A 25,481-nucleotide genomic window follows, 5' to 3' on the forward strand; every position below is an offset into this window, starting at 1 on the left:
GCGTAGGTTACCTGCGCGGTTGACACAAGGTTACGCGAATATCATCGGATACGAAAGCTCGTCATACTCCTTCTTCGCGTCTGCGGGCCTGGTGGGCCGCAAACAGACCGCCATCATTATATCAATATTGCCTTTCATGATACCTTCAACGAGATACGTCTGTAACGCCACGCCCTTAAGGTCGATATGATTAACTGCGTAATAATCGCGCGATATCCTATATATCAATGAGGACGGATCATCGGTTTCCTTAAGATGCCGCAGGTCATACATCATCGCATATGTATTCACCTGAAACATCCTCTTGTCCATGCCGCTCAAACTACCGATAGTCCTTATCACATCCATGTTGATCGGTATAACCCGTATGCCCGTCCTCTGCTTAATAAGATCAATCTGCGCTTCAGGCAAATTCTCAGGAACAAGCGCTATGGCCCTGCCCTCTTCACCTGGCTTGACCTTGCTAAGAAGATTATCTATATACGCTTTCGGTGAATCAGTCAATCCGCTCACTCCAGACAAATCGAACCTGTCCCCAAACTCGCCCTGATGCTTTTTAAGCTGTCCCTCAAAAAACTCTATGGGTAGTAACAGCTGGCTTTTGCCTTCGGGCTCAACCGCTATCTGCCTGCCAAACGCCACGACATTATCGACACCACCCGTGATATCGCCGATATTCAATGCGGCCGCCACACCACCTAAAGCCGCCGCCAATTCCACCGTCGGCGCGTGATAGCCTTCAGCTATTGCCAGCGTAGTTTGCGTTGACACGACAGCAACCGGCACTTCCGGCGGCGCCGCAACTACCGCGACGTCTAATGCGCCGATAGCCTCATCATCAATGGGGTTTGCTAATAAGCCTTTGAAATTCAATATATAACCAATCGCCTGCACAAAATAATCGGTATATTGCGCGCTCTGCGTATCGTTGATCTTTATCTGACGAACATGTTTCGTATCAGTATATATTACCCCCTGATTTTGCAACAACTTTTCCATCTCGTCAATCGTTATGGCGGAGTCAGGATTAATTGCCGACGCCAGCCACTGCACATTCTCCGCATTCCCGAAAGCCTGACAATCCCGCAGGATAGATTCGGCCTGCTCTTGCGTTAAATTCTCATCTAACTGTTCGGACTGCTCCACAGGCACCTCGGTAATACTTGCGCCAAGAGGCTCCTTCATACTTTCCTGCTCCAAGTCAATCCGATCAACAGGCTCCTGCCCCTCAGTTCTATCCACCGGCCTTACGCCTGCCGTAGGAGCTTCGCCGTGCGACAACATAATTTCAGGGATCACGTTTAATACCACCGGCACACCAGCCATTCTTGTGATCGGATATTTCGCTTCAGCCCTATTATGAGCTTCCTGGACGAATTCGTTATAAGTAAGCTTTCCTGTTATAGCCGGAATATCCTCGCCTATCCCGTCTATATTTACCGCTAACCTCATCCCGTCGGGATCGGCTCGCCACGCCCTATATTTTTCCGTTCGCGATCTTGGCGTTAGTCCGGCATCTAAAGCGTCATCAAAAAACTTGTTGATTGCCATATTATGTATATGTTTTTCCGTTTGGGCATGACCAATAATAGTACTTTGATAAGGCCTATATCTTCTTAGCACATAAACATTCTCGGTATTGTCGACACCAAAGTGCTCGATCTGCCGCGCTAACTCTTTTCTCATCATTTCAAGGCCCGATGCAAGATTTTCGCTCGCGATAGATATTCCGGCGCGGCTCATCATGGCTTTAAAAATATCCATTTCGGCTTCGGCTAACGATACTGCCCCGCCATCCTCTGCCTCATTCTTAATAGCGTAATTTTGTACCAGGGCATTAAAGATATCGAGAAAACTTGCATCTGTTTCATTACCCATATAGTATATTTTTTTAAAAAGGCCCTTATCGGGATATATGATTGTTTGTTTAATCGACTTGTCATCCAATGCCATATTTATCAATGCGTTGAGCATGGGATGATGAAGCAACTGATTAAGCGGCACGGACTGGCCTGTCCCCGCAACGGGATTTTCACCATGTCTTTCATTGACGGCGGCCCGTTGCGCGATTCTGGAAATTGCTGCGGCCTCATCCAGTATCCCGACCATGCTATCGCGCACCGCTTCAAGCGCGCCAAATCTGCTGTCAGCGTTGGCCTTCCCCCGGAACGCAGTAGCAGTTTCCGCAAGCATAGTACTATCGTTAATCCCTTCTATCAAATCCCTGATTGCCGCGACACGTTCCCTGGAAAGATTGACATCGTAATATCGTTTATCTTTTTCGTACGCTTTGAGCGTACGCTCCATCCAGTTCATGAGATGCCACAGCACCACTCTATGCCTCACCCCGTCATTCACCCGGCACTTATACTGACTTTCTTTTAGCGAAACCGTAATAATGCCGCTTTTCGCTAAGGGGGCAAGTTGTCTAACCACATCCAATAGCCCAAGCCTTTCGCATACGAATCCCGGGTACCGTTCCTTAGCTTTTCCAATAGCCTCCATAACATCGACGGGAGTAAAAACATCTTCTTTCCATAGATTTGAGAGCACGATGATCTTCTGCGTATCACTCCATCCTTTTAACGGATCTAAATTCCCCGCCCTCGTCCTGCTACTTCCCTCACCCATCGCGTAATCGCGCTCGTATTGCTCGCCGGCCGAGTTTACGCCGCGCAGGACATCGAGATCAACCGGCCTCATATTGCGCAAGTGCGCGTATTGCGCGGCGACATTCGCGCGATCTTCATCGGCAAGCCGCCCCGAACTATCTACACCAAACCGCGCAAGCGTTCCTAAGAGAGCGCGATTGGCTAGGTCAAAATCATTTACTGTAACGTGCACGGCGTCGCCGTTTTCCACAAATACCTTTTCCATTTCGTACGGAGCGCCGCAAACAGCTCCCGCTTCGTGGGTCAGGTTGGTAAAAAGCGACATTTTGTCAGCAACCTCATCCCACAAATCGGATGTGGCATGCATAAGGGCATTGAACGCATCCTCATACACGAAAAAATATACCGTGGTATTGCTGGAACGGCTAGATACCGTAACATTCCGTCCGTTCTCTTTTATCACAGGAAGACTGCCCCCTCTTGGGACCTTTATGAATACGAAATTTTTAGGGAAGGGGCTGTCCGAAAAAACTGTGTCGAAATCGACACCGAATACACCCATTATCGCGTTGAATTTGCCGCGCATAAAATCGAGGAATCTTACCGGCAGATAGCGTGCGGGCTTTATCATACCCGGATATTTTGCGCCGTGCCCTATGTCATCGGCCCTGCCCCTTATCTCCGTAAAGTTTCTCGGGTCGCGAATCGCCGCGCGTATAAAACCACCTATTACAAGCTCGTCATTTTTCTTATAACTATCTATCGCCGCTCTATCTTCCGGCACCCTGACTTTTGACTTACCTTCAGGATAAACCGAAAGCTCGTCGCGGTCAGCTTTATACTCGACAAGATATCTTCTCGCACCATGAATAAGATCTTTCCGCGTTACCTTAATCCGTAATGTACCATCGGGCAGGGTTTCGCATTCATTGACAAAAAATTTCGTGCCCGGCATTTTGAATATGGTGCTTCCTATATTTTCTTCGGGTAATTGAGCAAATTTATTAAGCGTTATCGAGGTAACATCAAACCCTTTACTATTCACATAGTTGAAAGCCGCGGCGGCCCACTTCTCGATATCGCCTATGTCTTTAGCTTCTATTCCATTAAGATCGTCAAAGGTTGACATAGTAGCAAGATTATTATTTGAATCTTTAAAGCCGATCATTTGCGCAAAGACGTAGTCCGCCACAACGGTATTTAATAGAAAAGCCGCCAGTACCAGGGACGACACTATTCGATTGATTCTATGCATTTGGTGCTCCTATGGTTTTTATGTGTTTATTTCACAAACATATCTTGTTAAATTATTTTAGTTTCAAAACAAAAACGCCTGGCAATTGCCAAGCGTTGAGCGCTGTTATCTAAGCCAATAGCGAAATCTCACCGAAGCTTCATGGAGCCTCACTGCAGTAGCGAAGGTGGATTGAGCGCTGTTATCTAAGTCAATAACGAAATCTCACCGAAGCTTCATTGAATCTCACTGCAGTAGCGAAGGTGGACAACTGGGATCAGTTTAGCATATTAAAAGGAAGTGTCAAGCGAAGAAAACTACATTTTTTAAATCTTAACCGTTCGACCTCCGAGGTCGACGTGGTTGGTTAAAAATAGTTATTGAAGATATCAACAACGGCTGAGGAAACGCGTCCCATCAGATCTTTATCTCTACGAACTTTTTCCTCGTAAGAAGCGGCGGCATATTTGGCAAGGCCTATGGCTGTACATAACCGTATGCTGTCAAGGCCGGATATATCACCCCTTACGTCTTTTGCCACTCCCATCCGGACGGGACACGCCAATTTCTCTTCCATGTATTCAATGACACCGTCGGAGAATATTATTCCGCCGGTTACCACTATCGACTGCAGTTTGTTCCCCGAGTCCGCAAAATGCTTCATCTTCGAAGCGACCGCCGCCATAATACCGTCGAACACAGGGCTCGCGCGAAAGTCACCCTTAAAATCTTCCGCACCCGATGATAGTATATCGATACCGCAAAGCGTTCCGTCGAAAAATACGGACATCTCGGTAAGTTGGGCGCCTATGCTCAATAAAAGCACACCCGCGGCCTTCTCTTCATTATTCAATACCGCCGTGGCATCCGCCAATCCCGTATAGACGATCTCTTTCGCATCGTGACCGGCATTCGAAACGCATTTATATATATCCTGCATATTGTTAACAGCCGCGGTTATTATATAAACCTCGCACGCCAGCCGCGAAGCGTATAAACCCAGCGGGCTCTTTATCCACGGCTGATCGTCCACCGAAAATCTCTGCACTATTCTATGAATAATCTCCCTATCGAACGGCAGATGTATCGTAGAACCGGCATCCACGCAACGCGCCATGTCGGTTACAGTTATCTCGCGGCCGCGAACGGAGATGGGTATCATGCCGCTGGATCTGGAACCTTTAAGCGCCTCACCGGTCATATTGACATATATCCCTCCGAGGCCGGACGGCAATTTTGATTTAAGCTTCTTCAAAACGCTCGACACCGATTGCACCGCTTCGTTCAGGTCAATAATAACCCCGCGCGAAACACCCCGCGAATCCCTGGTTGCATGCCCTATTATGTCGAAGTGCCCGTTCTTGCTTATCGAGGCGGCCACAGCCGAAATCTTCGATGAGCCTATGTCGAGCCCCGTAACAATCTTTACCTTCTGTATATTCATCATTTCGGTCCTATCACTGCGTCGCCAAACCGCAGGTCTATATATTTTATCCTCTCCATAATAAGCCTGGGGTCTTTTAATGTTTTAGCCAGGACATTGAGCCTTTCCTTAAAATCCTCTCCGCCTATGCGGACTTCGATGCCGTTCCGTAAATAAAATACTATATTGCCGAGATCTTTTACATCTATCGATTCTATACCCTGGTCAGCAACCGGCTTAGCGTTCGCTATGGCCCGGAGAAGAACCATAGAAGCGCGCAGATTCCTGGAGTCTATGATCATGCGCCTGCGATCCTCCGCGCTTACCTGTACGCCGTCCACGACCGGCACCCATTTGAGCGCTAAAATATCCACCGCCGGCAGGATCACACCTTCCTCATCGACGGGATAGAGCTTATCGGCCCGAACCTGCAATACGGCTCTGCGCACCTTCAAGCTCACCACCAATTTATCCGGCAATTCCAGCGTTACATACACATCTTTGGAATCTTTATATGTACGCCGCAGAACATTCGCCATTTCCTTAAGGTCGATCTGGAAAACACTCTTATTTTTATTGGCGTTTAAGATCCTCGATCTTATTTCGTTGACACATCTCGGATCCATGAGCGTCTCTTTAACTTCGACCTTCCGCAGTTTAAAATAATCCGATCTGTAAATATACGCCTTCCCCAGCAGAAATACGACCGCCAGAAATATCGCCAGGACAAGTATGTTGATAGCGCGCCTTAATATAGCTTCGCGCGCATTCTTAGCTATCGAAGCAAGGCTTGTTTTTTTATTTTTCTTGGGCTTACTCATTTTACGGCATCCTCGATCAACTTTATACACAATTGGTTAAAACTTATCCCCATCGCGGCGGCCGCTTTCGGAAGCAGACTGCGCGACGTCATACCCGGTATCGTATTCACCTCTAAGACGAACATATTCCCTGACCCGTCCATCATGATATCCGTCCTGGAGAACGATCTGCACCCCAAAGCATCATGCGCCATCTTGCCGAGCGAGCGGGCCAGTTTGGATTCATCCGCGCTTATCGGCGCAGGGACAAGATATTGCGTATCGGGGTCGGCGTATTTAGCTTTGTAATCATACACGCGCTCTTTCGGCACTATCTCTATCGCCGGCAGTGGTTCGCCGTTCAAAATTCCGACGGTGAGTTCCCGTCCCGTTATATACTCTTCGAGAAGAGCCCGCGTCCCGTATTCGAACGCCTTGTCGAGCGCTTCTTTCAACGACCCGGCGTCTCTGACCACGGAAAGCCCGATACTCGACCCCTCGAATTGCGGCTTCACCACAAGCGGCGGGCCTATATTCAATCGCGCAGGTTGGCCATCCCCTTTTTCGGCGACCTGATACCGCGGGGTAGGAATATTCTTCTTTACAAACTCCTGTTTGGACGCGATCTTATCCAGCGCGAGCTCCGAGGCCCGCGGCCCGGATCCTGTATATTTTATACCGGCAGATTCAAGTATTTTCTGAACCGTCCCGTCCTCGCCGAATCTTCCATGCAGGGCGAGAAAAGCCACATCCATTCTTTCGTTTTTGATTATATCATAAATATTATCACGGACGTCCACAAAAAAAACGTCTACATCTTCCTGCATAAGCGCATCATGCACCGCCCGACCTGAGCGCAGGGATATTTCACGTTCATTCGACGGACCTCCGGCCAGTACGCCCACTCTCAGCTTCTTCATATTATCTTCACTTCCATTTCCAGGTCGAGACCGTAATTCTCCTTTACCCTCTTTTTTACAATATCCGCAAGCCCCAGGACATCCCTGCAGGTTGCCCCGCCCCTGTTAACTATAAAATTCGCGTGCTTCGTCGATATTTCAGCGCCGCCGCACCTTCGGCCCTTCAACCCCAGAGTATCTATCATTTGTCCGCATGTGAATTGAGAGTCCGGCGGGTTCTTGAATACACATCCGGCGCTGGGCATGTCGAGAGTCTGCTTTTCACGCTTCATCTTCAGGAAATGGGAAGCGCTTGAAACCAGCACGTCGCTGTCGGCCTTATTCATTTTCAGCACCGCCTCCAATATTATGCTTCCCTCGAGGCCTGAATACCTGTATCCGAATTTTATATCGCCCGACCTCAGGGTGCGAACCTTGCCTCGCGCGTCCATCACCTTTATTGAATCGACCAGCTCACCCATATTCCTGAATATCGGATTGGTCCACCCTCCGGCATTCATGTATATCGCCCCGCCGATGGTGCCGGGAATACCGACCAGCGACTCGAGCCCGGAGAGTCCTTTAGCACAGCAAATATTTACAAGCTTCGGCAGGCTGAACCCCGCTCCCACTCGAATCCTGGCGCCGGTAAATTTTATTGTTTTAAAAAATTCGCTTCCGAGATGTATCAGCACACCGTTAAAACCTTCATCTTTCGCCAATATATTCGAACCATTCCCTATTATAAAGAAAGGCGTCTTGTTCTTATTCAAAAAACTTAGCGCCGTCTTGAGATCCTGTATATCTTTAGGCTCAATCCAGCCGTTTACTGCGCCTCCTATTTTGAATGAAGTGTGCGCTGAAAGCCGCTCTCCCGCCTTGACCTTTCCCTTCACAACCTGCCGCAGTTTTTTCACCATGTTGCATCCGGCGCTTTGTTCCGACAAAAACCTTTGGCAAAGTTCATCGGCAACCTTCTTTATGTTGCCGGCGCCCATCACTATTATCATGTCGCCGGGCCTTTTAAGTTTCATAATATGATCCGGTATAAGCTCTTTCCTTAATATAGCAATATCCTTCAATCCGTTCTTTTTAGCTTTGTCATAAAGGCATTTAACGGATACGCCTTTAATGGGCTTTTCGCTGGCCGCGTATATGTCGGTCAGTATGAGTTTATCGACGCCTGCGAAAGACTTTCCGAAAGCATCCGCGAAAAACTTTGTCCGCGAATACCTGTGCGGCTGGAATACAGCTACGAGGCGCTTCCCGTCCCAATTACGACTGGCGGCGATAACGGAGCGTATCTCCGTCGGGTGGTGCGCGTAATCTTCGATAAGCATCACCCCGTTCGATTCCGCCCTCATCTGAAATCTTCTTTTAGCCCCCTCGAAGTCCTTCATGACAGCCGTTATCTCTTCGAACTTTAATCCCAGCTCCAGGCCGACCAGTATCGCGGCGAGCGCGTTTAAGACGTTGTGCCGACCGGGTATCTTAAGCGAAACATTCCCGAGGAGTTTGCCGCCGCACACGCAATCGAATGTCGTGTTAAACCCCTTCATCTCTATATTCAAAGGATGCGCGTATGCTTTTGCCGAGAAGCCAAAGCCGCGGGTTCGGCCATTGTAGCTTTTAAGCACCTTCTTCATGTTTTCGTCTTCGCTATTATAAAAGAGCGCTCCGCCCTTTTTGATATTCCGGGCGAACGCACCGTACGCGTCTCTGACGGACTTCAGCGTCTTAAAATGGTCAAGGTGCTCCATCTCTACATTTGTGATAACGGCATAAAATGGTTTAAGCCTTAAAAAAGAACTGTCACTCTCATCAGCCTCCGCCACCATGTGTGCCCCTTTACCCAATACGGCATTGCCATTTAAGCTGTCGACTTCACCGCCTACTACGACCGTAGGATCGAGACCGGATTTCTTCAAAATGAATGAGATCAGTGACGATGTCGTCGTTTTGCCATGAGTACCGGTAACCGCTATGCCGATCCTGGCATTGAAAAGCTCGCCCAGGATCTCGGACCTGTGCGCGATAACTATATTTCTGCGGCGCGCCTCCTTCATCTCGGGATTATCATCGGAGATCGAGGACGAATAGACGAGCACCTGCGTATCCGACTTAATGTTCGACGCCGCATGGCCGCCGAATATCCCGGCGCCCATAGTCTTTAGCTTGTCGGTTATGGCGCTCGGCTCCACATCCGAACCCGAGACATTGTAACCCATCTCGAGGAGGACGAGCGCTATACCGCTCATTCCAATGCCGCCAATCCCGGCGAAATGTATATTCTTATTTTTCAAAAGCGCTTTATTTTTCACTTAACCTAAATACCTCCTTCGCAAGACGCGCCGACGCATCCGGCGCGCTCAGGGCCTTTGCGGCCTCACCCATCTTTTTGCGCCCGGCGGAATCTTTCGCCAGACGTAATATCTGCCCCCTAAGCGCCACAGCATCCAGAGTTTTCTCCTCTATCACCATAGCCGCGCCTGCTTCCTCGAAAACTTTGGCATTCTCCGCCTGATGGCTCATGGCAAACGGATACGGCACCAATATCATCGGACAACTAAAACAAGCCAGCTCGAATATCGCGGAAGCGCCACTGCGCGTTATCGCCAGATCCGCCGAGCTATACGCCTCCTCCATCCTATCGATAAACGAATAGACGCGCGCAGACAACCCATCGATAGCGCTGTACATCTTCACGGCCCATTCGTAATCTTTCACGCCTGTAAGGTGTATCACCTGAAAAGAGGGCCTTACCGCCTTATCCATTCCCGCCATTGCCGCAATAAATGTCTCATTCAGGATATGAGCGCCCTGACTGCCGCCTATGACGAGAATAGTAAACTTTGCCCCGTCGAGCCCAAATTGTTTTATAGAAAAAGTCTTATCGTCTTTCAAAACTTCCGGCCTTAGAGGGTTGCCCGTCAGTATAAACTTACCAGCATGTTTTTCTATGGATTTTATCCTGCGCGTCCGTTCAAAACTTACGGCGATCATGCTGGCCAGTCGAAATAATATGGCGTTCGATCGCCCCGGCCGGACATTCTGCTCATGCACCAGACACGGTATGCGCAGTAACCAGGCCACTATCACAACCGGGCACGACACATATCCGCCGAAACCCACCACCACGTCCGGCTTGTATGATAGCATCGTAAATAATGTTCTCGCCAGGTCTATCTTAAGTTTTATAAAGAACGGTACAATCTCGAAAGACGGCTTATACGGAAATTTATTCGCCGAAACGAGCGAATATTTAACTCCTTCTTTTTCGAATATCCGTCGATCGAGCGCCTTATCACTGCCTACGAACATCACATCGATCGATCCCGGAGCCGATTTCTTCAGCTCCGCGGCAAGCGCTATCGCCGGAAATATGTGCCCGCCCGAGCCTCCTGCCGCTATCAACACCCTCATCGGCACGTCTCGCATGATTTGGCAACGTTTAAAAGCAATCCCACCGCTACGAGATGGAATATAAGCCCGCTACCGCCGTAGCTTATAAAAGGAAGGGGTAATCCTTTTGTGGGTAGGGCGCCGGCTGTAACACCTACGTTTATTATCGTCTCGATGGCTATTAGCGAAACTATACCGAGCGCGAGCGACCTGTCGAATGTATCGACGGCTTTAAATACGACTTTCATCCCCTGCCATATAAAGAACGCAAAAAGCGACAGTATCACGGCAACTCCCGCGAGCCCCAGCTCCTCGCCTATTATCGAAAAGATAAAATCGGTGTGAGAGGCCGGAAGATAAAAAAGTTTCTGGCGCGACTGCCCAAGGCCTACGCCAAAAGGCCCGCCTGAACCGAGCGCAACGAACGATTGTATTATTTGAAAACCCGCTCCCCGCTTATCCGCCCATGGATTCAGGAATACCATAAGACGCTTCCTCCGGTATTCAACACGAAAAAGCAGAATATATAATATCGGCAGGCTGGCCAGAAACGAACCCCAGATATACGCGGGATTGATTCCGCCGACATAAAGTACTATGAAAGTTATCAGACACACCGTTATGGCAGTGCCAAGGTCGGGCTCCAGAAGTACAAAACCCACAACAGCGCCCAGCATAATGGCCGCCGGGAGAAAACCGCGGAAGAATGCTTTCATTATCGTTCCTTTGCGGGCGACAATATCCGCCATATAAACCAGAACTGCTATCTTCGCAAATTCGGACGGCTGAAAATTTACCGGTCCTATTTTGAACCAGCGCCTGGCGCCGGATGTCTCCCTGCCGATGTGCGGTATGAGTACCAGTACCAGCATAAATATAGCCAGAAGCATCATCGGCTTCGAAAGCTTCTGCAATTTCTTCAGGTCGCAGGCCATGGCAAAGAACATAAGTATAAAACCTACCGCCAGATAGATAAGATGACGCTTTATAAAATACAAACTGTCGCCCATCGAAGAATATGCATATATCGAGCTCGCCGAGTATATCATTATGATCCCTACGGCAACGAGCATGATCGTTATAAGGAATATCGACCTTCTTACATCTCTCATTCCACTACCCCACTACCCGCGTTTTTCAATTCTTTCACCGCTCTTTTAAAAACTTCACCGCGTTCCTTATACGAACTGAACATGTCGAAACTGGAACACATCGGCGAAAGCAGAACGAGCGAATCCGCCGTCGCGAACGATCGTGCCATCGATACGGCATCGCGCATATCGCACGCCTCCACCATCTCGACAGTCCCTGTCAGCGCGCTTCGTATCGCCCCGCGCGCCTCTCCGATAAGCACAATGCGTTTCACCTTCTCTTTGACTATATCGCGCACGGCCGAGTAGTCGCTGTGTTTATCCTTGCCGCCCGCTATCAATATCACAGGCTTGGTGCAAGACTCCAGCGCGCGGCGCGTGGAATCAACCGTCGTTCCCTTCGAATCGTCTACATACTCGACACCGTCTATCGTATCTACCGTTTCAAATCTATGCGCGAGGCCGGTAAAAGAAATGAGCGCCTTCTTTATCGAAGACGCATCCACCCCCGCGCATCCGGCCGCCAGCATTGATGCCATAGCATTCTCGACATTATGCAGTCCTTTGAGCCGCATATCGGTTACCCGGCATATCTCTTCGGTTTTTCCTCGTAGCGTACAGAAGAATTTACCGTCTTCGACATACGCGCCGCCCGTCCTGCCAAGTCTGCTGTAAAATAATTTTTTAGCATCGGCCATGCCGGGGATATTTTTAAGTTCGTCGGCATCTTTGTTCAATATAAGGAAGTCGTCCACATCCTGTTTCGCGAATATCTTAAGTTTTTCATTAAAATAGTCGCTGAATTTTGTGTATCTATCCATGTGATCGTCCCGTATATTCAGGATAACCGCCACGGCAGGCTTGAATTTTTCTATCTTTTCCAATTGGAAGGAACTGACTTCGAGGACAACCCACGTATCATCTTTTATTCGCGGGATCTCACCGCAGAGCGAGTTGCCGATGTTACCGCAAACAACCGTGTCCTTCCCGCCCATCTTCAACATCTCACCGATAAGCGTCGTAACTGTGCTCTTGCCGTTGGTTCCGGTTATCGCTATTATTTTCCCTTTGCAGAAACGGTAACCAAGCTCCATCTCGCCCATAACAGGTATACCCAACTGCGCGGCCCATTTTATTACCGGCGAACTATCCTCCACGCCCGGACTCAATACCACAAGATCACTGCCTTTTACAAAACCCTCTGAGTGGCCACCCGTCTCGACGAGAACGCCGGCCTCTTCCAACCGCCGAGCCGCCCGTTCCGTCGCGGGAGTATCCGCGGAATCCGTGATCTTTACCATAGCGCCGCGCGCTTGCAATAAAAGCGCCGCGTTGACGCCGCTATTACCCAGGCCGACTACCGTTATCGTCTTATTCTTTACGTTCATTTTTTAATTATTGTAATTTTAATGTCGCAAGGCTTAAAAGCGCCATAACTATGCCGACTATCCAGAACCTTATTATTATTTTCGATTCCGACCATCCGAGAAGCTGAAAGTGGTGATGTATGGGCGACATCAGGAAAAGCCTCTTCTTCGTTGTCTTGAACCATAACACCTGCAAAACCACCGAAAGCGCTTCTATGACGAATATGCCCCCGACTAAGAATAGCAGTAATTCTTTCTTTATGAATACGGCCACTACGCCAATTCCGCCGCCCAGCGCAAGCGAACCCGTATCGCCCATGAATACCGTGGCGGGATATGAATTAAACCATAAGAACCCTAAGCCGGCGCCTATCATTGCCGCGCAAAATACCGCGAGTTCACCGGAACCCGGCAGATAAAATATGTTAAGGTAATCGGTAAGCAGGACATTGCCGGAAATATAGCTTAAGACCGAATAGGTTATCGCGGCTATTACCGTGCATCCTATAGCCAGGCCGTCGAGCCCGTCGGTCAGGTTCACAGCGTTTGTCGCGCTCACTATAACGAGTATCACGAATAATATGTAGCATAATCCCAGGTTGATCGTCAGATGTTTCATAAAAGGTATCGATATCGCGGCTGGTATCGGAGTAAAGACCATGATGTATACGGCCAAAATAAGCCCGAGCACTATCTGTCCGACGAGCTTGCTTTTTGCGGTAAGGCCGAGATTTCTTTTCTTCACCACTTTTATATAATCATCCGCAAATCCCAGGAGTCCGAGCCATAAGAATGAAACGAGTGTTAAAATTACATACTGATTTAAAATATCAGCCCATAATAGCGTAGCCGATCCTATGGCGAGTATTATGATGATACCTCCCATAGTCGGTGTGCCCTGTTTATGTTTATGGAGATCGTATAACTGCTCGACATGTTCGCGCCTTATATTCTGTCCGAAGTTTATTTCCTTGAGCCATCTGATTATCATCGGCCCGAATATAAGCGATATGAGAAATGCCGTCAAACTGGCCATCGCGGCCCTGAAGGTTATATACTTGAATACGTTAAAACCGAACCAAAGATCGCGTAACGGATATAGTAAATAGTATAACATTTTTCTTCCCCTTAAATCTTTTGAAACTTCTCCAAAACCCGCTCCATCTTCATACTGCGCGAGCCTTTAAATAATACTACGTCCCCTTTTTTTACCATCTTCTTCAGAAGCTTTGCTATCTCGTCATGCGATGAACAGTGCCACAACCTGTCGGGCGCCATCCCGCTCGACTTCGCCTGAGACAGCGTATATTTCGAGAGTTCCCCGAACGTCATAAGCCCGTCTGCGCCTGACTTCGCTATCGCTTCACCTATCATTCTGTGAAACTTCTCGCTCTCCCGGCCCAATTCCAGCATATCGGCGCTCACGATCCATCTGGCGCGCGCCGGATAATGCTTAACTACTTCGATCGCGCGCATCATCGAAAGTGGATTAGAATTATATGAATCGTTTATTATGTCGACCCCGCGCGTCTTTACCGGCTCAAGCCGCATATTGGCCGGCCTGTAATCCGACAGCGCCTCTCGCATAGCTTTATGCTCGATACCGAAATTGAGCGCGACCGCGATGGCCGCCAGCGCATTATAAACATTATGCTCACCTAGGACGTTAAGGTCAAACTCCATCTTATTATTTACGATAAAACTTGTCTTCCAACTGCCGGAAGCAACCATCTTCGCCTTTAAAAAATTAGCGGCGGTAAAACCGTATTTTACTATATCCAGGTTTTTATTTTTAATATTAGACAGAAATTTATCATCGCCGTTCAGGATAAGAAGGCCGCCTTTACGGATATACGGGAATATCTCCGACTTCGCCTCGAATACGCCTCTAAGGCTCCCGAGAAATTCCAGATGCGACGGGCCTATGTTCGTCATCACCGCCGTAGTCGGCCGCGCGATCGCGGCGAGCAGGGCTATTTCGCCGTTGTGATTGGTGCCGAGCTCCAGCACGCATATCTGGTGGGTCTTATTAAGCCTCAAAAGCGTCAGAGGCACGCCTATATGGTTATTCTGAGTGCCCTCGTTACGCAGTACATTATATTTCGTCGACAAAAGATGCCAGGCCATGTCCTTAACCGTCGTCTTGCCGTTCGAGCCGGTAACACACACAACCGGTATATTGAATTGCGCGCGATGATACGCGGCGATATCCTGTAAAGCCTTCGTCGTATCTGCGACCTGGATAATAACTTTGCCGTGCCGGGATCGAGCATAAAAATCTTTTACGCGACCCTGGTCTGACGATACGATAGCGCCGAGGGCGCCTTTCTTCAGGACCTCGGCGACGAAATCATTGCCATCAAAGTTCGCGCCTTTAAGCGCGACGAATAGATCTTCCTTCGATATATTTCTGGAATCGGTAGATATGCGCGACGGGCCTATCGCCGATTCCGGATCGCCCGATAATAATTTCCCGCGTGTTATACTTACAATCTCTTTTACCGTCATTTCCGCCTTGCGCTCCTCGATCCCAAATTTTCTTTTACAACTTCACGATCGTCGAAATGCAGTACCTTATCCTTCACGATCTGATAATTCTCGTGGCCTTTGCCGGCTATGACAACTATACTGCCGTCTCCGGCGATACTCAACGCCTTACCTATCGCCTTTCGCCTATCCGGTTCCGTTTCGTAATTTAAAAAACAACCCTTCACGCCGGCCAAAATATCGCCGATTATGGCATCGGGTTCTTCGAATCTCGGATTGTCGGAAGTTATTATAACACGATCTGACAATTTACAGGCGACTTTGCCCATGAGCGGCCGCTTTGTCTTGTCTCTATTGCCGCCACAGCCGAATACGGTCACCACGGGAGCCTTCGAGACCTCTTTTATCATCGACAACATATTATACAGCGCGTCTTCCGTATGGGCAAAATCGACAAATACTTTAAACGGCCGATCACATTCCACCGTCTCGAGCCTGCCCGGCACGTTCTTAAGCGCTTCTATGCCTCTTTTTATCGTTTCAAAATCCAGTCCGGCGTCGTAACATACAGCGGTCGCGGCAAGAATATTCGAGACGTTATACCTTCCCACCAACGGACTTGAAACATTAAAAACGCCTTTCGGCGTCACGACGCAAAAGCGCGAACCATCAAGCGACAATCTGATATCCCTGGCCATTATGTCAGGATTACCCGCCAATCCGTAAGTGATCGTACGCTTGAGCGTCGCGCCTTTCAGCGACGCGACTTTCGGGTCATCCGTATTCAGTATCGCAACCCCTCCACCCTTCAATCTTTCGAATATTCCGGCCTTCGCCTTAAAATAATCCTCGACCGTCTTATGATAATCAAGATGTTCGGGCGTTATATTCGTGAACACAGCCGCGTCATACAGGATAGAATCAACGCGCCCCTGGTCCAGCGCGTGACTCGATACCTCCATAACTACGTGCGTAACCGCCTCCTGCGCCATGCCGGCGAGTATCGACTGCAGTTCGAGCGGGCCCGGCGTCGTATTTACCGCCGGCGTTACCTTGCCGAGCGCTCGATAGTTTATCGTGCCGATCACTCCCGGTTCTTTACGCGCCGCGCGCAATATGCTCTCGATCAGATACGTTATCGTCGTCTTGCCGTTTGTGCCGGTAATGCCCACCATCTTCATCCTGCGTGATGGGTGGCCATAAAAATTATCCGCCATTACAGGCAGAGCCTTGCGCGTATCTTCAACCAGTATCTTTACTATATCGTCAGGCGCGTTAAAATCTTTTTCCGACACTACCGCGGCCGCGCCTTTCGCCAGAGCGTCGCCTATAAAAACATATCCGTCTGCGCCGTACCCACGAAACGCCACGAAAAGATCGCCGCTACGGACAGATCTAGAGTCGTTCGTCATCCGGCCAAAAGATGTTTCCGCGGGGCCGCCTGACAGCTTATATTCAATTCCCTTTAAAAGTTCTACCGGGAGCATACACGCCCTTCGCGTTCAAATATTTGAGAGAATCATCCACAACTTTTTTAAATACCGGCGCCGCCACGTCTCCGCCGTAATACACCGGGCGCGGCTCATCCACACATACCGCCACAGCCAATACCGGGTTCTCGACCGGCGCAAACCCTATAAACGACGCCACAAACCGGTCGTGCGAATAAACGCCTCCCGGCTCCACCTTCTGCGCGGTCCCCGTTTTACCTCCGGTGGAATAATCTTCTATGCGCGCCTTCTTACCGGTGCCGCTGGTCACAACCCCCATCAATATACTGCGCATCTTCATCACAGTCTGCGTCGACAGCACCCGCCTCCGTATAACCGGTTGAATATCCTTCACAATCTGACCCTTGGGATCAAGTATCCTTTTTACAACTCTGGGCCTGACCAGATAACCATTATCCGCGATTACCGCGATGGCACACGCAAGCTGGATCGCAGTAGTGGTAACCTCCTGCCCCATCGGTATCGCGTACATGCTCGAACCGGACCATTTCGATATATTTCTGTTCATCCCGGAAACTTCACCCGGGAGATCTATACCCGTCTTTTCGCGAATGCCGAATGCCTCAATGTACTTGAACATACCTTTCGCGCCCAGAAGACTGGCCGCCTTTACCGTACCTATATTACTGGAAACTTCTATCACTTCTTTAAACGGCAGGACGCCATGCGGCGTATGGTCATGCAATATCCTTCTGCCGATCTTCCACTGTCCATTTTCACAATCGAACTTCGTCTGGAATGTAACCAACTTCTCCTCCAGAAGGCCGCTCGCCGCGACTATTTTGAAGACGCTTCCCGGTTCGAAGAAATCGTTGATGGCCCTGTTACGTACCGCGTCGGCGGCGCGCTTGCCCGGATTATTGAGGTCAAAATTCGGAAAGTTCGCGAGCGCCAGGATATCCCCGGTCCGCGGATCCATCACCACTATAGACGCGCCCTTGGCGTTGTATTTGTCGTACATCTTGTAGAGTTCGCGTTCAGCGATATTTTGTATCACCTCGTCGATGGTGAGCACCAGCCCAAAACCGTCTTTGGCGGGTATGAATTCATACTGGTAGGATTCGAGTAGTTTTCTTTTCGCATCCTGAGTGGATATAAGCCAACCGCTCTCACCCTTCAGATATTTATTGTATAAAAGCTCCAAACCTTCGAGGCCTACGTTATCTATATTGACGGTCCCTATCGCATGGCAGGCCAGGGACTTGTCGGGATAAAACCTCTTCGACTCCTTTATTACCGCCACTCCGGGTATCTTAAGCTTTTTGATCTCGAGCTCTTCCTGCGGCGATATCTTCCTTTTTATCCACACGAAGGCCTTGTCCCTGGAAAGACGCTGGAGAATATACGAGTCGCTTAAATTTAATATTCCGGCAAGTTTTTTTGCTACAGCTTTCTTATCTTTGACCTCGCGGGAATTGACAAAGACGGAATTGCTGTTGAGGTTCACGGCCAGAACGCGCATCGAGGAATCGTATATGGTACCGCGCGTGGGAGGTATTTCGACTGAAACGGTATGTTGCTCGTTGGCCAGATTATAATAGAACTTGTGCTTTAATACCTGGAGATAGAAAAGACGTATGATAAGAACCGCGAGGGCTATGAAGAACAGGACAAATACGGCGATCTGCCGTGATCGGGACTTTCCGCTATGCACGAATTTTTACCGCCTATCGCTCCCTGGCCTGAGCCTCAGCCCTTGGCCCTAGGAAGTCGACGATACCTGAAAAACTAAACCTTCTGTCGATTGAACTTGCGCGAACACCTTCCGAAGCGCTCCCCGAAGTCAATCTTGCCACTTTAACGACGTTATGCCTGCCGGGAAGCCCTACATCTATATTCTTTGATAACAAAACTTTCTCCAAACGGGAAGGCGCCTCAAGATTATTGATATTATAATCCAGGCGGCCCTTATGGTCAAGCATCTCCTTGAGTTTTTTCTCTTTGGTCTCGATAGAATAACTCAATTTTACGAGTTCCACCTGCTGGTGCACATATACCAGCGCGACAAGCGTCATGACCATTATGCCTGCTACCGATTTCAATAACCTCATTATCTCTATATCCTTTCCGCGATCCTCAACCGGCCGCTTCGCGACCTGGGATTCCGGACTATCTCTTCGGGCGAAGCGCCAAGCGGCTTCTTCGTTATAATCCTGAGGACTCCGAGAGCCGCATAACCTTTAAACAGGTTTTTGACTATTCGATCTTCAAGAGAATGAAACGATATTACCGCTATTCTTGCGCCTATATCAAGCCAGGAAACGGATTTTTTTATACCTTCTTCCAGCGCCGCAAGTTCATCGTTGACCGCTATCCTTATCGCCTGAAATGTCCTGGTGGCGGGATCTATCTTAAAATTCTTGCGGTTGCGCCCTATCGCCCGCCGCACTATCTCCGCCAATTCCGTTGTCGTCTCTATCGGCTTTTTCGAACGTTCTTCGATTATTCGTTTTGCGATCTTTCTCGAAAGCCGCTCTTCGCCATATTTATATATAATATCAGAAAGATCCTGCTCTTTGTACCTATTTATTATCTCAAACGCGCTTATTTCAAGATTCCGGTTCATCCTCATGTCCAGGCGCGCATCGTCTTTTATGCTGAACCCTCTGGCGCTGTCATCAAGCTGGAATGATGAAACGCCCACATCTAAAATCACCGCGTTGAGCATCTTTACATTTTCTTTAGAAAGAACCCTGTCGATATTTCTAAAATTTTCATTTATAAGCCGGAAACTACCGGTAAATTCTTTCAGGTTTTCGGAAGCCGTTTTTATGGCAACCTCATCTGCGTCCAATCCTATCAACAGACCGCCGGGCGTTATCCGCCTTAATATCTCTTTAGAGTGCCCGCCCCCGCCTACCGTGGCATCGAGCACAACATCCCCGCGTTTCAAGTTCAAAGAACTTATAACTTCCTCAAGCATCACCGGCTGGTGCACAACGCAAGACCCTTCATTATTATAGCTTCATTATCTTACTTCAGTAAAAGGCTCATCCGGTTCGAAACCGGCTTCCTGGACGCCTGACTGTCAATACCCAGATATGAAAGGTCACAGCCAAGAGCCCTCGCCTTCCGGATCCTCTCGATGCACGTCTCGTTGTCCGTGTTACAATAGCGTTCGGCTTTTTCGACCCTTGTTTGCCTGGGACTCATAACGCACCTCCACGGCTTAACCTGAAACATCGCTTCCGGTTAAGCTCAGCTTTCTTCGGTCATCAGCTTTTCTGCTATGTCTTCGAACGACTCTTTAGAGCTATTATAATACTCACGCCACGCGTCTTGGGACCAGACCTCTATCCTGTTCGATACTCCGATTATCATCACGTCTCTTTTAATCGAGGCGTAATCTTTCAAATACTTCGGTATCAGTATCCTCCCCTGCTTGTCGCACTCGATCTCGCTCGCCCCGGAAAAATATAACCGGTTGAACTTTCTCGATTCGGACTTGGTAAAGGACACCGACTTGAACTTCGACTCCTGAGTTTTCCATTCGTTCTCCGTAAATAGAAAAAGGCATTTATCCAATCCTCTGGTTATATAGAATTTCTCTATGTCATATTCCTTGAAGGATTCGCGGAATTTGGAAGGTATGATAAGCCTTCCCTTTTTATCTATGGTGTGTTCATATTCACCATAAAACATATTTTGCGCTCCTCCATTTTAAACCACTTTCAACCACTATATGGTAGAAGTATACACTATATGCATTTTCTTGTCAACAAAAGATACAAAAAAATGTAGGGCACCTTTAAAGATGCCCTACATTTAATTATTTGAAGAAGTCGGCCTATAAGCCGGGTTCTGTCCGCCATATACCATTCGGCGCAATGCGCCTCAAATACATGACAGGATATTCATCTATCTGGCCCCGCCATTACTGACGGGGTCTAGCGACCTTACCCGCCTCGACACCGACGTATTTTCGATAGGAGCGAGCAACTCCTGATTCGAGGCCTATTTGGTCTTGCTCCGCGCAGAGATTGCCTCGTTTCACCCTGTCCCGCTTTTGGCGAAACAGACTCGTCTCTGTGGCTCTTGCCGTCGTCAAAAACGACGGCACGCGCTATAACGCTTTGTCGACGTCAGAGACGTCGACATGCGCGGGCAATATCAGAGATATTGCCCAGCACAATCCTCACCTTTCGATGGGCGGTCGTTAACCGCTGCGCCGCTCTCCGGAGCCCGGACTTTCCTCCCTAACCCTTTACTTCCGTAAAGCGCAAGGCGAATATCCGGCCGGCTTCTTCAAAATAAACTTGGCCTCGGTCAGAGACCTCGGCACTTAGCCATCACTGTGGCTTATAAACTTTGAAATTTTATATAAGAAATTTAAGATTGATGGCTTTGTTTACGAGCTTATCCGCTTCTTTATTCTGCGAGCGATCTATGTGCCGGATTTCAAAAGACCCGAAATGCTTAAGAGCGGTTACCGCTTTTTCAAACAACGGCTTTATGTCTACGCTCTTTACCTTATATTCACCGCTCAACTGCTTAACCACCAGTTCGCTGTCGAGATTAATGACAATTTTATCAGCTCCCAGCTTTCTGGCCTCTTCGAGACCGCATATCAACGCATTATATTCCGCGTTGTTATTAGTAGCCTCACCGATATATTTGTAAACCTCACCGACTCTCTTCTTTTTAGAATCGAATATTACGGCACCTATGCCGGCTGGCCCGGGATTACCTCGCGCACCGCCATCGGCATATAGGAAAAATGTTTCATTCTTCAAGATACAATATCCTCGAGCAGTTGTCGCATAGGACGAGCTCGCTATTCATCTTCACTTCATTAACCACCTGAGGCGGAAGCACCCTGAAACAGCCCTGACAGACTTCATCGGCAATAGTAACTACGGCCAGGCCGCCCTTATTTTTTACTATAATTTCATATTTTTTCAATATGTTTTTTTCGACCTTTGCGGCGAGACCTTCCCGCTGGGCCTTTAAAGCTCCCATTTCGGATTTTATGCGCGAGGATTCATCGGCGAGGCGCTTCTTCTCTTCGTTGAATTTTGCCTCTTCCGATTTTAAGAACTCTTTCTCTTTGGCTATCCGCTTATTCTCCGCGTCCACCTGGTCGAATATATTCAGGATCGCTTCTTCTATAATCGAATTGTCGGATTTTATGCGCCCTATCTCTTCCTGTAGCGCCGTATATTCTTTGTTCGTCTTTACCTGGTTGAGTTGCTGTTGATATTTCTTTATGTTTCCTTCTTTCGCCTCAAGGTCGCCCTCTTTCTCTTTGCGCTTTAACTGGAGCGTTTTCAGCTCATCCTCAAATTTTTTTAATTCAACACTCTTATCTTTAAACTCCGCTTCCTTATTTTTGATAATCTCCGGGATAGAGTCAAACTCATCCTGAAGCCTGAATATATTGGTATCCAGCCCCTGCAGTTCAACGAGTAATTTTATTTGGTCTTTTAAGTTTTCCATAATTTTAGATGGTGGACGCGAGGGGACTTGAACCTCTGACCTCTGCGATGTGAGCGCAGCGCTCTAACCAGCTGAGCTACGCGTCCCCAGGGTTTTTATTTTCTGAACCCTCGGTTTTCCTCAAAATTTCCGGAGAAAATTTCATAGAAAATCGAAGTATCTTAGACTCCAGGACCCGAAAACTTTCTTCGAAAAGTTTTATCAATATACCGATTTTTCAGAGAAAAATCGGTATATCTTAGACTCCAGGACCTGAAAATCTTTTTCGAAAGATTTTCGTTAATCCTAATTTTTCGGAGAAAAATTAGGATATCTTAGACTCCAGGACCCGAAAACTTTCTTCGAAAAGTTTTCGGAGTATGGTGGGCCCGCAAGGATTTGAACCTTGGACCAAGAGATTATGAGTCTCCTGCTCTGCCAGACTGAGCTACAGGCCCACGAAACACTATCAATTAAAACAACAAACAACAGATAAAGCTACGGCTCTGCCAGACTGCCCCGCCATCGGTCTTACTCGAAGCGGGGTCCCGCCCCCTGTCAAACTCCTGGCGGGAAGCTACAGGCCCTATAAATTTTCTATGAAATTAGAGGTTATTATACTCAAACCACAGCAGGATGTAAAGATGATTTTAGAGGAGATACTACTTGCGTATCCTTCGGCGTTTAAGGCGGCGCGTTGCGAGGCGTCTCATCTTTCTGGTGTTTTTCTTTGGCATATGGTAGTCCTTTCTTTAATTAGACGGCGAAATCGCCGCTATATTCAACATTTATTATCTTTGCCCTGAGATTGCCCGAGGCATCTATATAATACCTAACTCTTGCCGAATCACCTTCATGTATCTCGCTAAAACTTACGGCGTCTTCACCTTTATATATCTTTGTATCGGACGTCACCGATATTCTCACATCATTTATGACTATAACAGATCCTACCCAATCGATGGAAACGATTGTGCCTTCAATAACTTTAATAATCCCGGATCCTTCGCTATCCTGACATAAGCCGGGTGTGGCAAAAACGGTTATCGCGATTAGAATGAAAAGTATTAATTTCATCTTCCACCTTTTGCGGCCGCTATAAAAAACCCCGCATCTTCTCGACATTCGTTTTGTGAATTTAAAGAAGATGCGGGGTTATTGTGTCAATGTTACAACTTTACGACATTGGTGGCCTGCTCACCTTTGGGACCTTGTGTGATCTCAAACTGAACTTCCTGGCCTTCTTTCAACGTCTTGAAACCCTCACCCTGAATTGCGCTGTGGTGAACGAAGACATCCTTACCCTCTTCAGGAGTAATAAAGCCGTAGCCCTTTGCATCATTGAACCATTTTACTTTTCCTTTTGGCACTGTAAATACCTCCTTTCAGTGAAATTATAATGTCGATGGTCAGAAAAAAAACCGCAAGGCGAAAGCTTCTCTACCATGCGGTTCAAGATTTTCCTGCCTTCTTCACTATGGCGTAAGTATACACTATGAACTGAAAATTGTCAACTATTATTTTATATTTCTAAAAACTTTTCAAAGAAAGTTTTTAGATACTGGAGTTTGAGGTATTTTCCGAGAAAACCTACTCACCTATCCCCATCGCCAGAAAATTCTTAAGTTTCCTCGACCGGGTCGGGTGCCTGAGTTTTCGCAGGGCCTTCGCCTCTATCTGCCTGACGCGCTCGCGGGTAACTTTAAATACCGAACCTACCTCTTCCAGCGTTCTTGGATAACCATCGCCTATACCGAATCTAAGGCGCAAGACTTTTTTCTCGCGCTCGGTAAGAGTATCCAGAACATCGTCCATCTGCTCTCTAAGCATCGAATACGCCGTCGCGTTCGCCGGCGATATCGCGCGCTTATCTTCGATGAAATCACCGAAATGTGTATCGCCCTCGTCACCTATCGGTGTCTGCAGGCTTATCGGTTCCTGCGCTATCTTGAGTATGCCCCTCACCTTCTCGACGGGCATCCGCATCTTATGCGCGATCTCTTCCGGGGTCGGCTCCTTGCCGTTCTGCTGGACAAGCGTCCTGGAGACTTTTATCAGCTTATTGATCGTCTCCGTCATATGGACGGGTATCCTTATGGTGCGCGATTGGTCGGCTATCGAGCGCGTGATCGCCTGGCGTATCCACCAGGTGGCGTAAGTCGAAAATTTGTATCCGCGTTTATATTCGAATTTGTCTACAGCCTTCATGAGGCCTATGTTGCCTTCCTGTATAAGGTCGAGGAAAGAGAGGCCTCTATTGGTATACTTTTTCGCTATGCTTACGACGAGCCTTAAGTTCGCGGCGACAAGCTCTTTCTTCGCTTTATTGAATTTTACCTCGGCACTGCGGACAAGCTTGAAGTGTTCCCGGACAGCGCTTATCGACTCGCCAAATTCGTTCTCGATCTTTCTCTTGCGCTTCGAGTGCTCCTTAACCGCTTCCCTGTCCTTTTTCTTGCGCGCGCTCGCTATCTTCGCGAGAACCCTGGAATATTCTTCGAGATACTCTTCTATCTTCTTCACCATCTCCTCGACGACATTCATGCCGAGGTTCATCTCTTTTATAAGTGCGGCTATGCGTTCCTTACTGCGCGCCTGCTGTAGACCGCTTATGAGACGCTCAAGCTTCTTCTTGAACCGGCCGCCTTTGAACCGCGCGTCGATATTCATAAACTCTTCTTCGTTGAGTTCACTGCGGAGTATTTTTTCGGCCACTTCTATTGCTTTATATTTGGAGATCCTGACGGCAAGAACCGCGTCCCGGAATTTATATTCGGCTTCTTTTATTCGCTGGGCTATTTCGAGCTCTTCTTTTCGTGTCAAAAGCGCTATCTGCCCCATCTGCCGCAGATACATCTTAACCGGGTCATCGACATGGGCCAACTTAACAACCTCTTCTTTTTCCGGCTCTTCCTTCTTCTCTTCGGAGCGCTCTTCTTCGACAGCCTCTTTGGCCAGATCCTCTTCACTGTCCACGAGCCGTATATTCTCATCCCCGAGTATGCCCAGTATCTCATCGATCTCTTCGGATGATACAATATTCACCGGGAGTATGTTATTAACCTCCTCGAACGTAAGATGGCCCTTCTCTTTACCAAGGGCGATAAGCTCGGTTAAACCTTTTACGCGCTTCTTTTTACCCTGAAGATCGGCGTTGTTTTCACCGGAAGCTTTATCGACAGCCTGAAAAACAGCCGGCTTACTTTTCATCTTTGCGGGTACTCTCTTTTTAAACATAAC

21 protein-coding genes, 2 tRNA genes and 1 other RNA gene are annotated in these 25,481 nt (G+C 48.3%); all 24 read right to left on the reverse strand.

What is annotated here, in order from left to right; genetic code table 11:
- Positions 1–30: 30 nt before the first annotated feature.
- The gene (locus tag PHS46_05045; GenBank protein ID MDD3905883.1) at positions 31–3,867 is read right to left on the reverse strand and encodes a hypothetical protein; all 3,837 of its coding nucleotides are present in this window, start codon (positions 3,865–3,867) and stop codon (positions 31–33) included.
- Between the two features lie 346 nt (positions 3,868–4,213).
- The gene (ftsA, locus tag PHS46_05050) at positions 4,214–5,293 is read right to left on the reverse strand and encodes a cell division protein FtsA (GenBank protein ID MDD3905884.1); all 1,080 of its coding nucleotides are present in this window, start codon (positions 5,291–5,293) and stop codon (positions 4,214–4,216) included.
- Positions 5,290–6,090: a cell division protein FtsQ/DivIB gene (locus PHS46_05055; protein MDD3905885.1), complete on the reverse strand. Its 801-nt coding sequence runs from the start codon at positions 6,088–6,090 to the stop codon at positions 5,290–5,292. Before PHS46_05055 ends, ftsA begins: the two co-directional genes overlap by 4 nt.
- Positions 6,087–6,989, reverse strand: coding sequence for a D-alanine--D-alanine ligase (locus tag PHS46_05060; protein ID MDD3905886.1), 903 nt, complete (start codon positions 6,987–6,989; stop codon positions 6,087–6,089). The genes PHS46_05055 and PHS46_05060 overlap by 4 nt, the downstream gene beginning before the upstream one ends.
- Positions 6,986–9,289: a UDP-N-acetylmuramate--L-alanine ligase gene (murC, locus tag PHS46_05065; GenBank protein MDD3905887.1), complete on the reverse strand. Its 2,304-nt coding sequence runs from the start codon at positions 9,287–9,289 to the stop codon at positions 6,986–6,988. The genes PHS46_05060 and murC overlap by 4 nt, the downstream gene beginning before the upstream one ends.
- Entirely contained in the window at positions 9,279–10,406 is a 1,128-nt protein-coding gene (gene murG, locus PHS46_05070) for an undecaprenyldiphospho-muramoylpentapeptide beta-N-acetylglucosaminyltransferase (GenBank protein MDD3905888.1), read from the reverse strand. The genes murC and murG overlap by 11 nt, the downstream gene beginning before the upstream one ends.
- Positions 10,388–11,482, reverse strand: coding sequence for a putative lipid II flippase FtsW (gene ftsW, locus PHS46_05075; GenBank protein MDD3905889.1), 1,095 nt, complete (start codon positions 11,480–11,482; stop codon positions 10,388–10,390). The genes murG and ftsW overlap by 19 nt, the downstream gene beginning before the upstream one ends.
- Positions 11,479–12,849, reverse strand: coding sequence for a UDP-N-acetylmuramoyl-L-alanine--D-glutamate ligase (gene murD / locus PHS46_05080; protein MDD3905890.1), 1,371 nt, complete (start codon positions 12,847–12,849; stop codon positions 11,479–11,481). Before murD ends, ftsW begins: the two co-directional genes overlap by 4 nt.
- Positions 12,850–12,856: 7 nt before the next feature.
- On the reverse strand, positions 12,857–13,945 hold the full coding sequence (gene mraY / locus PHS46_05085) for a phospho-N-acetylmuramoyl-pentapeptide-transferase (GenBank protein ID MDD3905891.1): 1,089 nt from the start codon (positions 13,943–13,945) through the stop codon (positions 12,857–12,859).
- Between the two features lie 11 nt (positions 13,946–13,956).
- Positions 13,957–15,336: a UDP-N-acetylmuramoyl-tripeptide--D-alanyl-D-alanine ligase gene (locus tag PHS46_05090; GenBank protein ID MDD3905892.1), complete on the reverse strand. Its 1,380-nt coding sequence runs from the start codon at positions 15,334–15,336 to the stop codon at positions 13,957–13,959.
- Complete coding sequence (locus tag PHS46_05095; GenBank protein ID MDD3905893.1) at positions 15,333–16,802, reverse strand: UDP-N-acetylmuramoyl-L-alanyl-D-glutamate--2,6-diaminopimelate ligase; 1,470 nt, start codon at positions 16,800–16,802, stop codon at positions 15,333–15,335. Before PHS46_05095 ends, PHS46_05090 begins: the two co-directional genes overlap by 4 nt.
- Positions 16,771–18,480: a penicillin-binding transpeptidase domain-containing protein gene (locus tag PHS46_05100; GenBank protein ID MDD3905894.1), complete on the reverse strand. Its 1,710-nt coding sequence runs from the start codon at positions 18,478–18,480 to the stop codon at positions 16,771–16,773. Before PHS46_05100 ends, PHS46_05095 begins: the two co-directional genes overlap by 32 nt.
- Positions 18,481–18,493: 13 nt before the next feature.
- Positions 18,494–18,877, reverse strand: coding sequence for a hypothetical protein (locus tag PHS46_05105; GenBank protein MDD3905895.1), 384 nt, complete (start codon positions 18,875–18,877; stop codon positions 18,494–18,496).
- A 5-nt stretch (positions 18,878–18,882) separates the two neighbouring features.
- Positions 18,883–19,764 carry a 16S rRNA (cytosine(1402)-N(4))-methyltransferase RsmH gene (gene rsmH, locus PHS46_05110; GenBank protein ID MDD3905896.1) on the reverse strand — a complete coding sequence of 294 codons (882 nt, stop codon included), beginning with the start codon at positions 19,762–19,764 and terminating at the stop codon, positions 18,883–18,885.
- A gap of 35 nt (positions 19,765–19,799) precedes the next feature.
- On the reverse strand, positions 19,800–19,979 hold the full coding sequence (locus PHS46_05115; GenBank protein MDD3905897.1) for a hypothetical protein: 180 nt from the start codon (positions 19,977–19,979) through the stop codon (positions 19,800–19,802).
- A gap of 45 nt (positions 19,980–20,024) precedes the next feature.
- A complete protein-coding gene (gene mraZ, locus PHS46_05120) occupies positions 20,025–20,468 on the reverse strand; it encodes a division/cell wall cluster transcriptional repressor MraZ (GenBank protein ID MDD3905898.1) in 444 nt (147 codons plus the stop codon).
- A gap of 132 nt (positions 20,469–20,600) precedes the next feature.
- Positions 20,601–21,070: RNase P RNA component class A (gene rnpB, locus PHS46_05125), an RNA gene on the reverse strand.
- Between the two features lie 72 nt (positions 21,071–21,142).
- Positions 21,143–21,559 (reverse strand): ribonuclease HI family protein, encoded by a 417-nt coding sequence (locus PHS46_05130; protein MDD3905899.1) that lies wholly within the window; start codon positions 21,557–21,559, stop codon positions 21,143–21,145.
- Complete coding sequence (locus PHS46_05135; GenBank protein ID MDD3905900.1) at positions 21,549–22,262, reverse strand: C4-type zinc ribbon domain-containing protein; 714 nt, start codon at positions 22,260–22,262, stop codon at positions 21,549–21,551. Before PHS46_05135 ends, PHS46_05130 begins: the two co-directional genes overlap by 11 nt.
- Positions 22,263–22,271: 9 nt before the next feature.
- Positions 22,272–22,348 (reverse strand) — tRNA-Val (locus PHS46_05140).
- Between the two features lie 274 nt (positions 22,349–22,622).
- A tRNA-Ile gene (locus PHS46_05145) sits at positions 22,623–22,699 on the reverse strand.
- 298 nt (positions 22,700–22,997) lie between these two features.
- A complete protein-coding gene (locus PHS46_05150) occupies positions 22,998–23,318 on the reverse strand; it encodes a DUF5666 domain-containing protein (protein ID MDD3905901.1) in 321 nt (106 codons plus the stop codon).
- A gap of 92 nt (positions 23,319–23,410) precedes the next feature.
- Complete coding sequence (locus tag PHS46_05155) at positions 23,411–23,611, reverse strand: cold-shock protein (protein MDD3905902.1); 201 nt, start codon at positions 23,609–23,611, stop codon at positions 23,411–23,413.
- 220 nt (positions 23,612–23,831) lie between these two features.
- The gene (gene rpoD, locus PHS46_05160; GenBank protein ID MDD3905903.1) at positions 23,832–25,478 is read right to left on the reverse strand and encodes an RNA polymerase sigma factor RpoD; all 1,647 of its coding nucleotides are present in this window, start codon (positions 25,476–25,478) and stop codon (positions 23,832–23,834) included.
- Positions 25,479–25,481 lie beyond the last annotated feature (3 nt).

The organism is Candidatus Omnitrophota bacterium, from assembly GCA_028699255.1.
Taxonomy (GTDB): domain Bacteria; phylum Omnitrophota; class Gorgyraeia; order 2-01-FULL-45-10; family 2-01-FULL-45-10; genus FEN-1322.

Coding starts and splice junctions, on each gene's coding strand:
- PHS46_05045 (MDD3905883.1), bottom strand. CDS start 3,867: ATGCATAGAATCAATCGAATAGTGTCGTCCCTGGTACTGGCGGCTTTT.
- ftsA (MDD3905884.1), bottom strand. CDS start 5,293: ATGATGAATATACAGAAGGTAAAGATTGTTACGGGGCTCGACATAGGC.
- PHS46_05055 (MDD3905885.1), bottom strand. CDS start 6,090: ATGAGTAAGCCCAAGAAAAATAAAAAAACAAGCCTTGCTTCGATAGCT.
- PHS46_05060 (MDD3905886.1), bottom strand. CDS start 6,989: ATGAAGAAGCTGAGAGTGGGCGTACTGGCCGGAGGTCCGTCGAATGAA.
- murG (MDD3905888.1), bottom strand. CDS start 10,406: ATGCGAGACGTGCCGATGAGGGTGTTGATAGCGGCAGGAGGCTCGGGC.
- ftsW (MDD3905889.1), bottom strand. CDS start 11,482: ATGAGAGATGTAAGAAGGTCGATATTCCTTATAACGATCATGCTCGTT.
- murD (MDD3905890.1), bottom strand. CDS start 12,849: ATGAACGTAAAGAATAAGACGATAACGGTAGTCGGCCTGGGTAATAGC.
- mraY (MDD3905891.1), bottom strand. CDS start 13,945: ATGTTATACTATTTACTATATCCGTTACGCGATCTTTGGTTCGGTTTT.
- PHS46_05090 (MDD3905892.1), bottom strand. CDS start 15,336: ATGACGGTAAAAGAGATTGTAAGTATAACACGCGGGAAATTATTATCG.
- PHS46_05095 (MDD3905893.1), bottom strand. CDS start 16,802: ATGCTCCCGGTAGAACTTTTAAAGGGAATTGAATATAAGCTGTCAGGC.
- PHS46_05105 (MDD3905895.1), bottom strand. CDS start 18,877: ATGAGGTTATTGAAATCGGTAGCAGGCATAATGGTCATGACGCTTGTC.
- PHS46_05115 (MDD3905897.1), bottom strand. CDS start 19,979: ATGAGTCCCAGGCAAACAAGGGTCGAAAAAGCCGAACGCTATTGTAAC.
- mraZ (MDD3905898.1), bottom strand. CDS start 20,468: ATGTTTTATGGTGAATATGAACACACCATAGATAAAAAGGGAAGGCTT.
- PHS46_05135 (MDD3905900.1), bottom strand. CDS start 22,262: ATGGAAAACTTAAAAGACCAAATAAAATTACTCGTTGAACTGCAGGGG.
- PHS46_05150 (MDD3905901.1), bottom strand. CDS start 23,318: ATGAAATTAATACTTTTCATTCTAATCGCGATAACCGTTTTTGCCACA.
- rpoD (MDD3905903.1), bottom strand. CDS start 25,478: ATGTTTAAAAAGAGAGTACCCGCAAAGATGAAAAGTAAGCCGGCTGTT.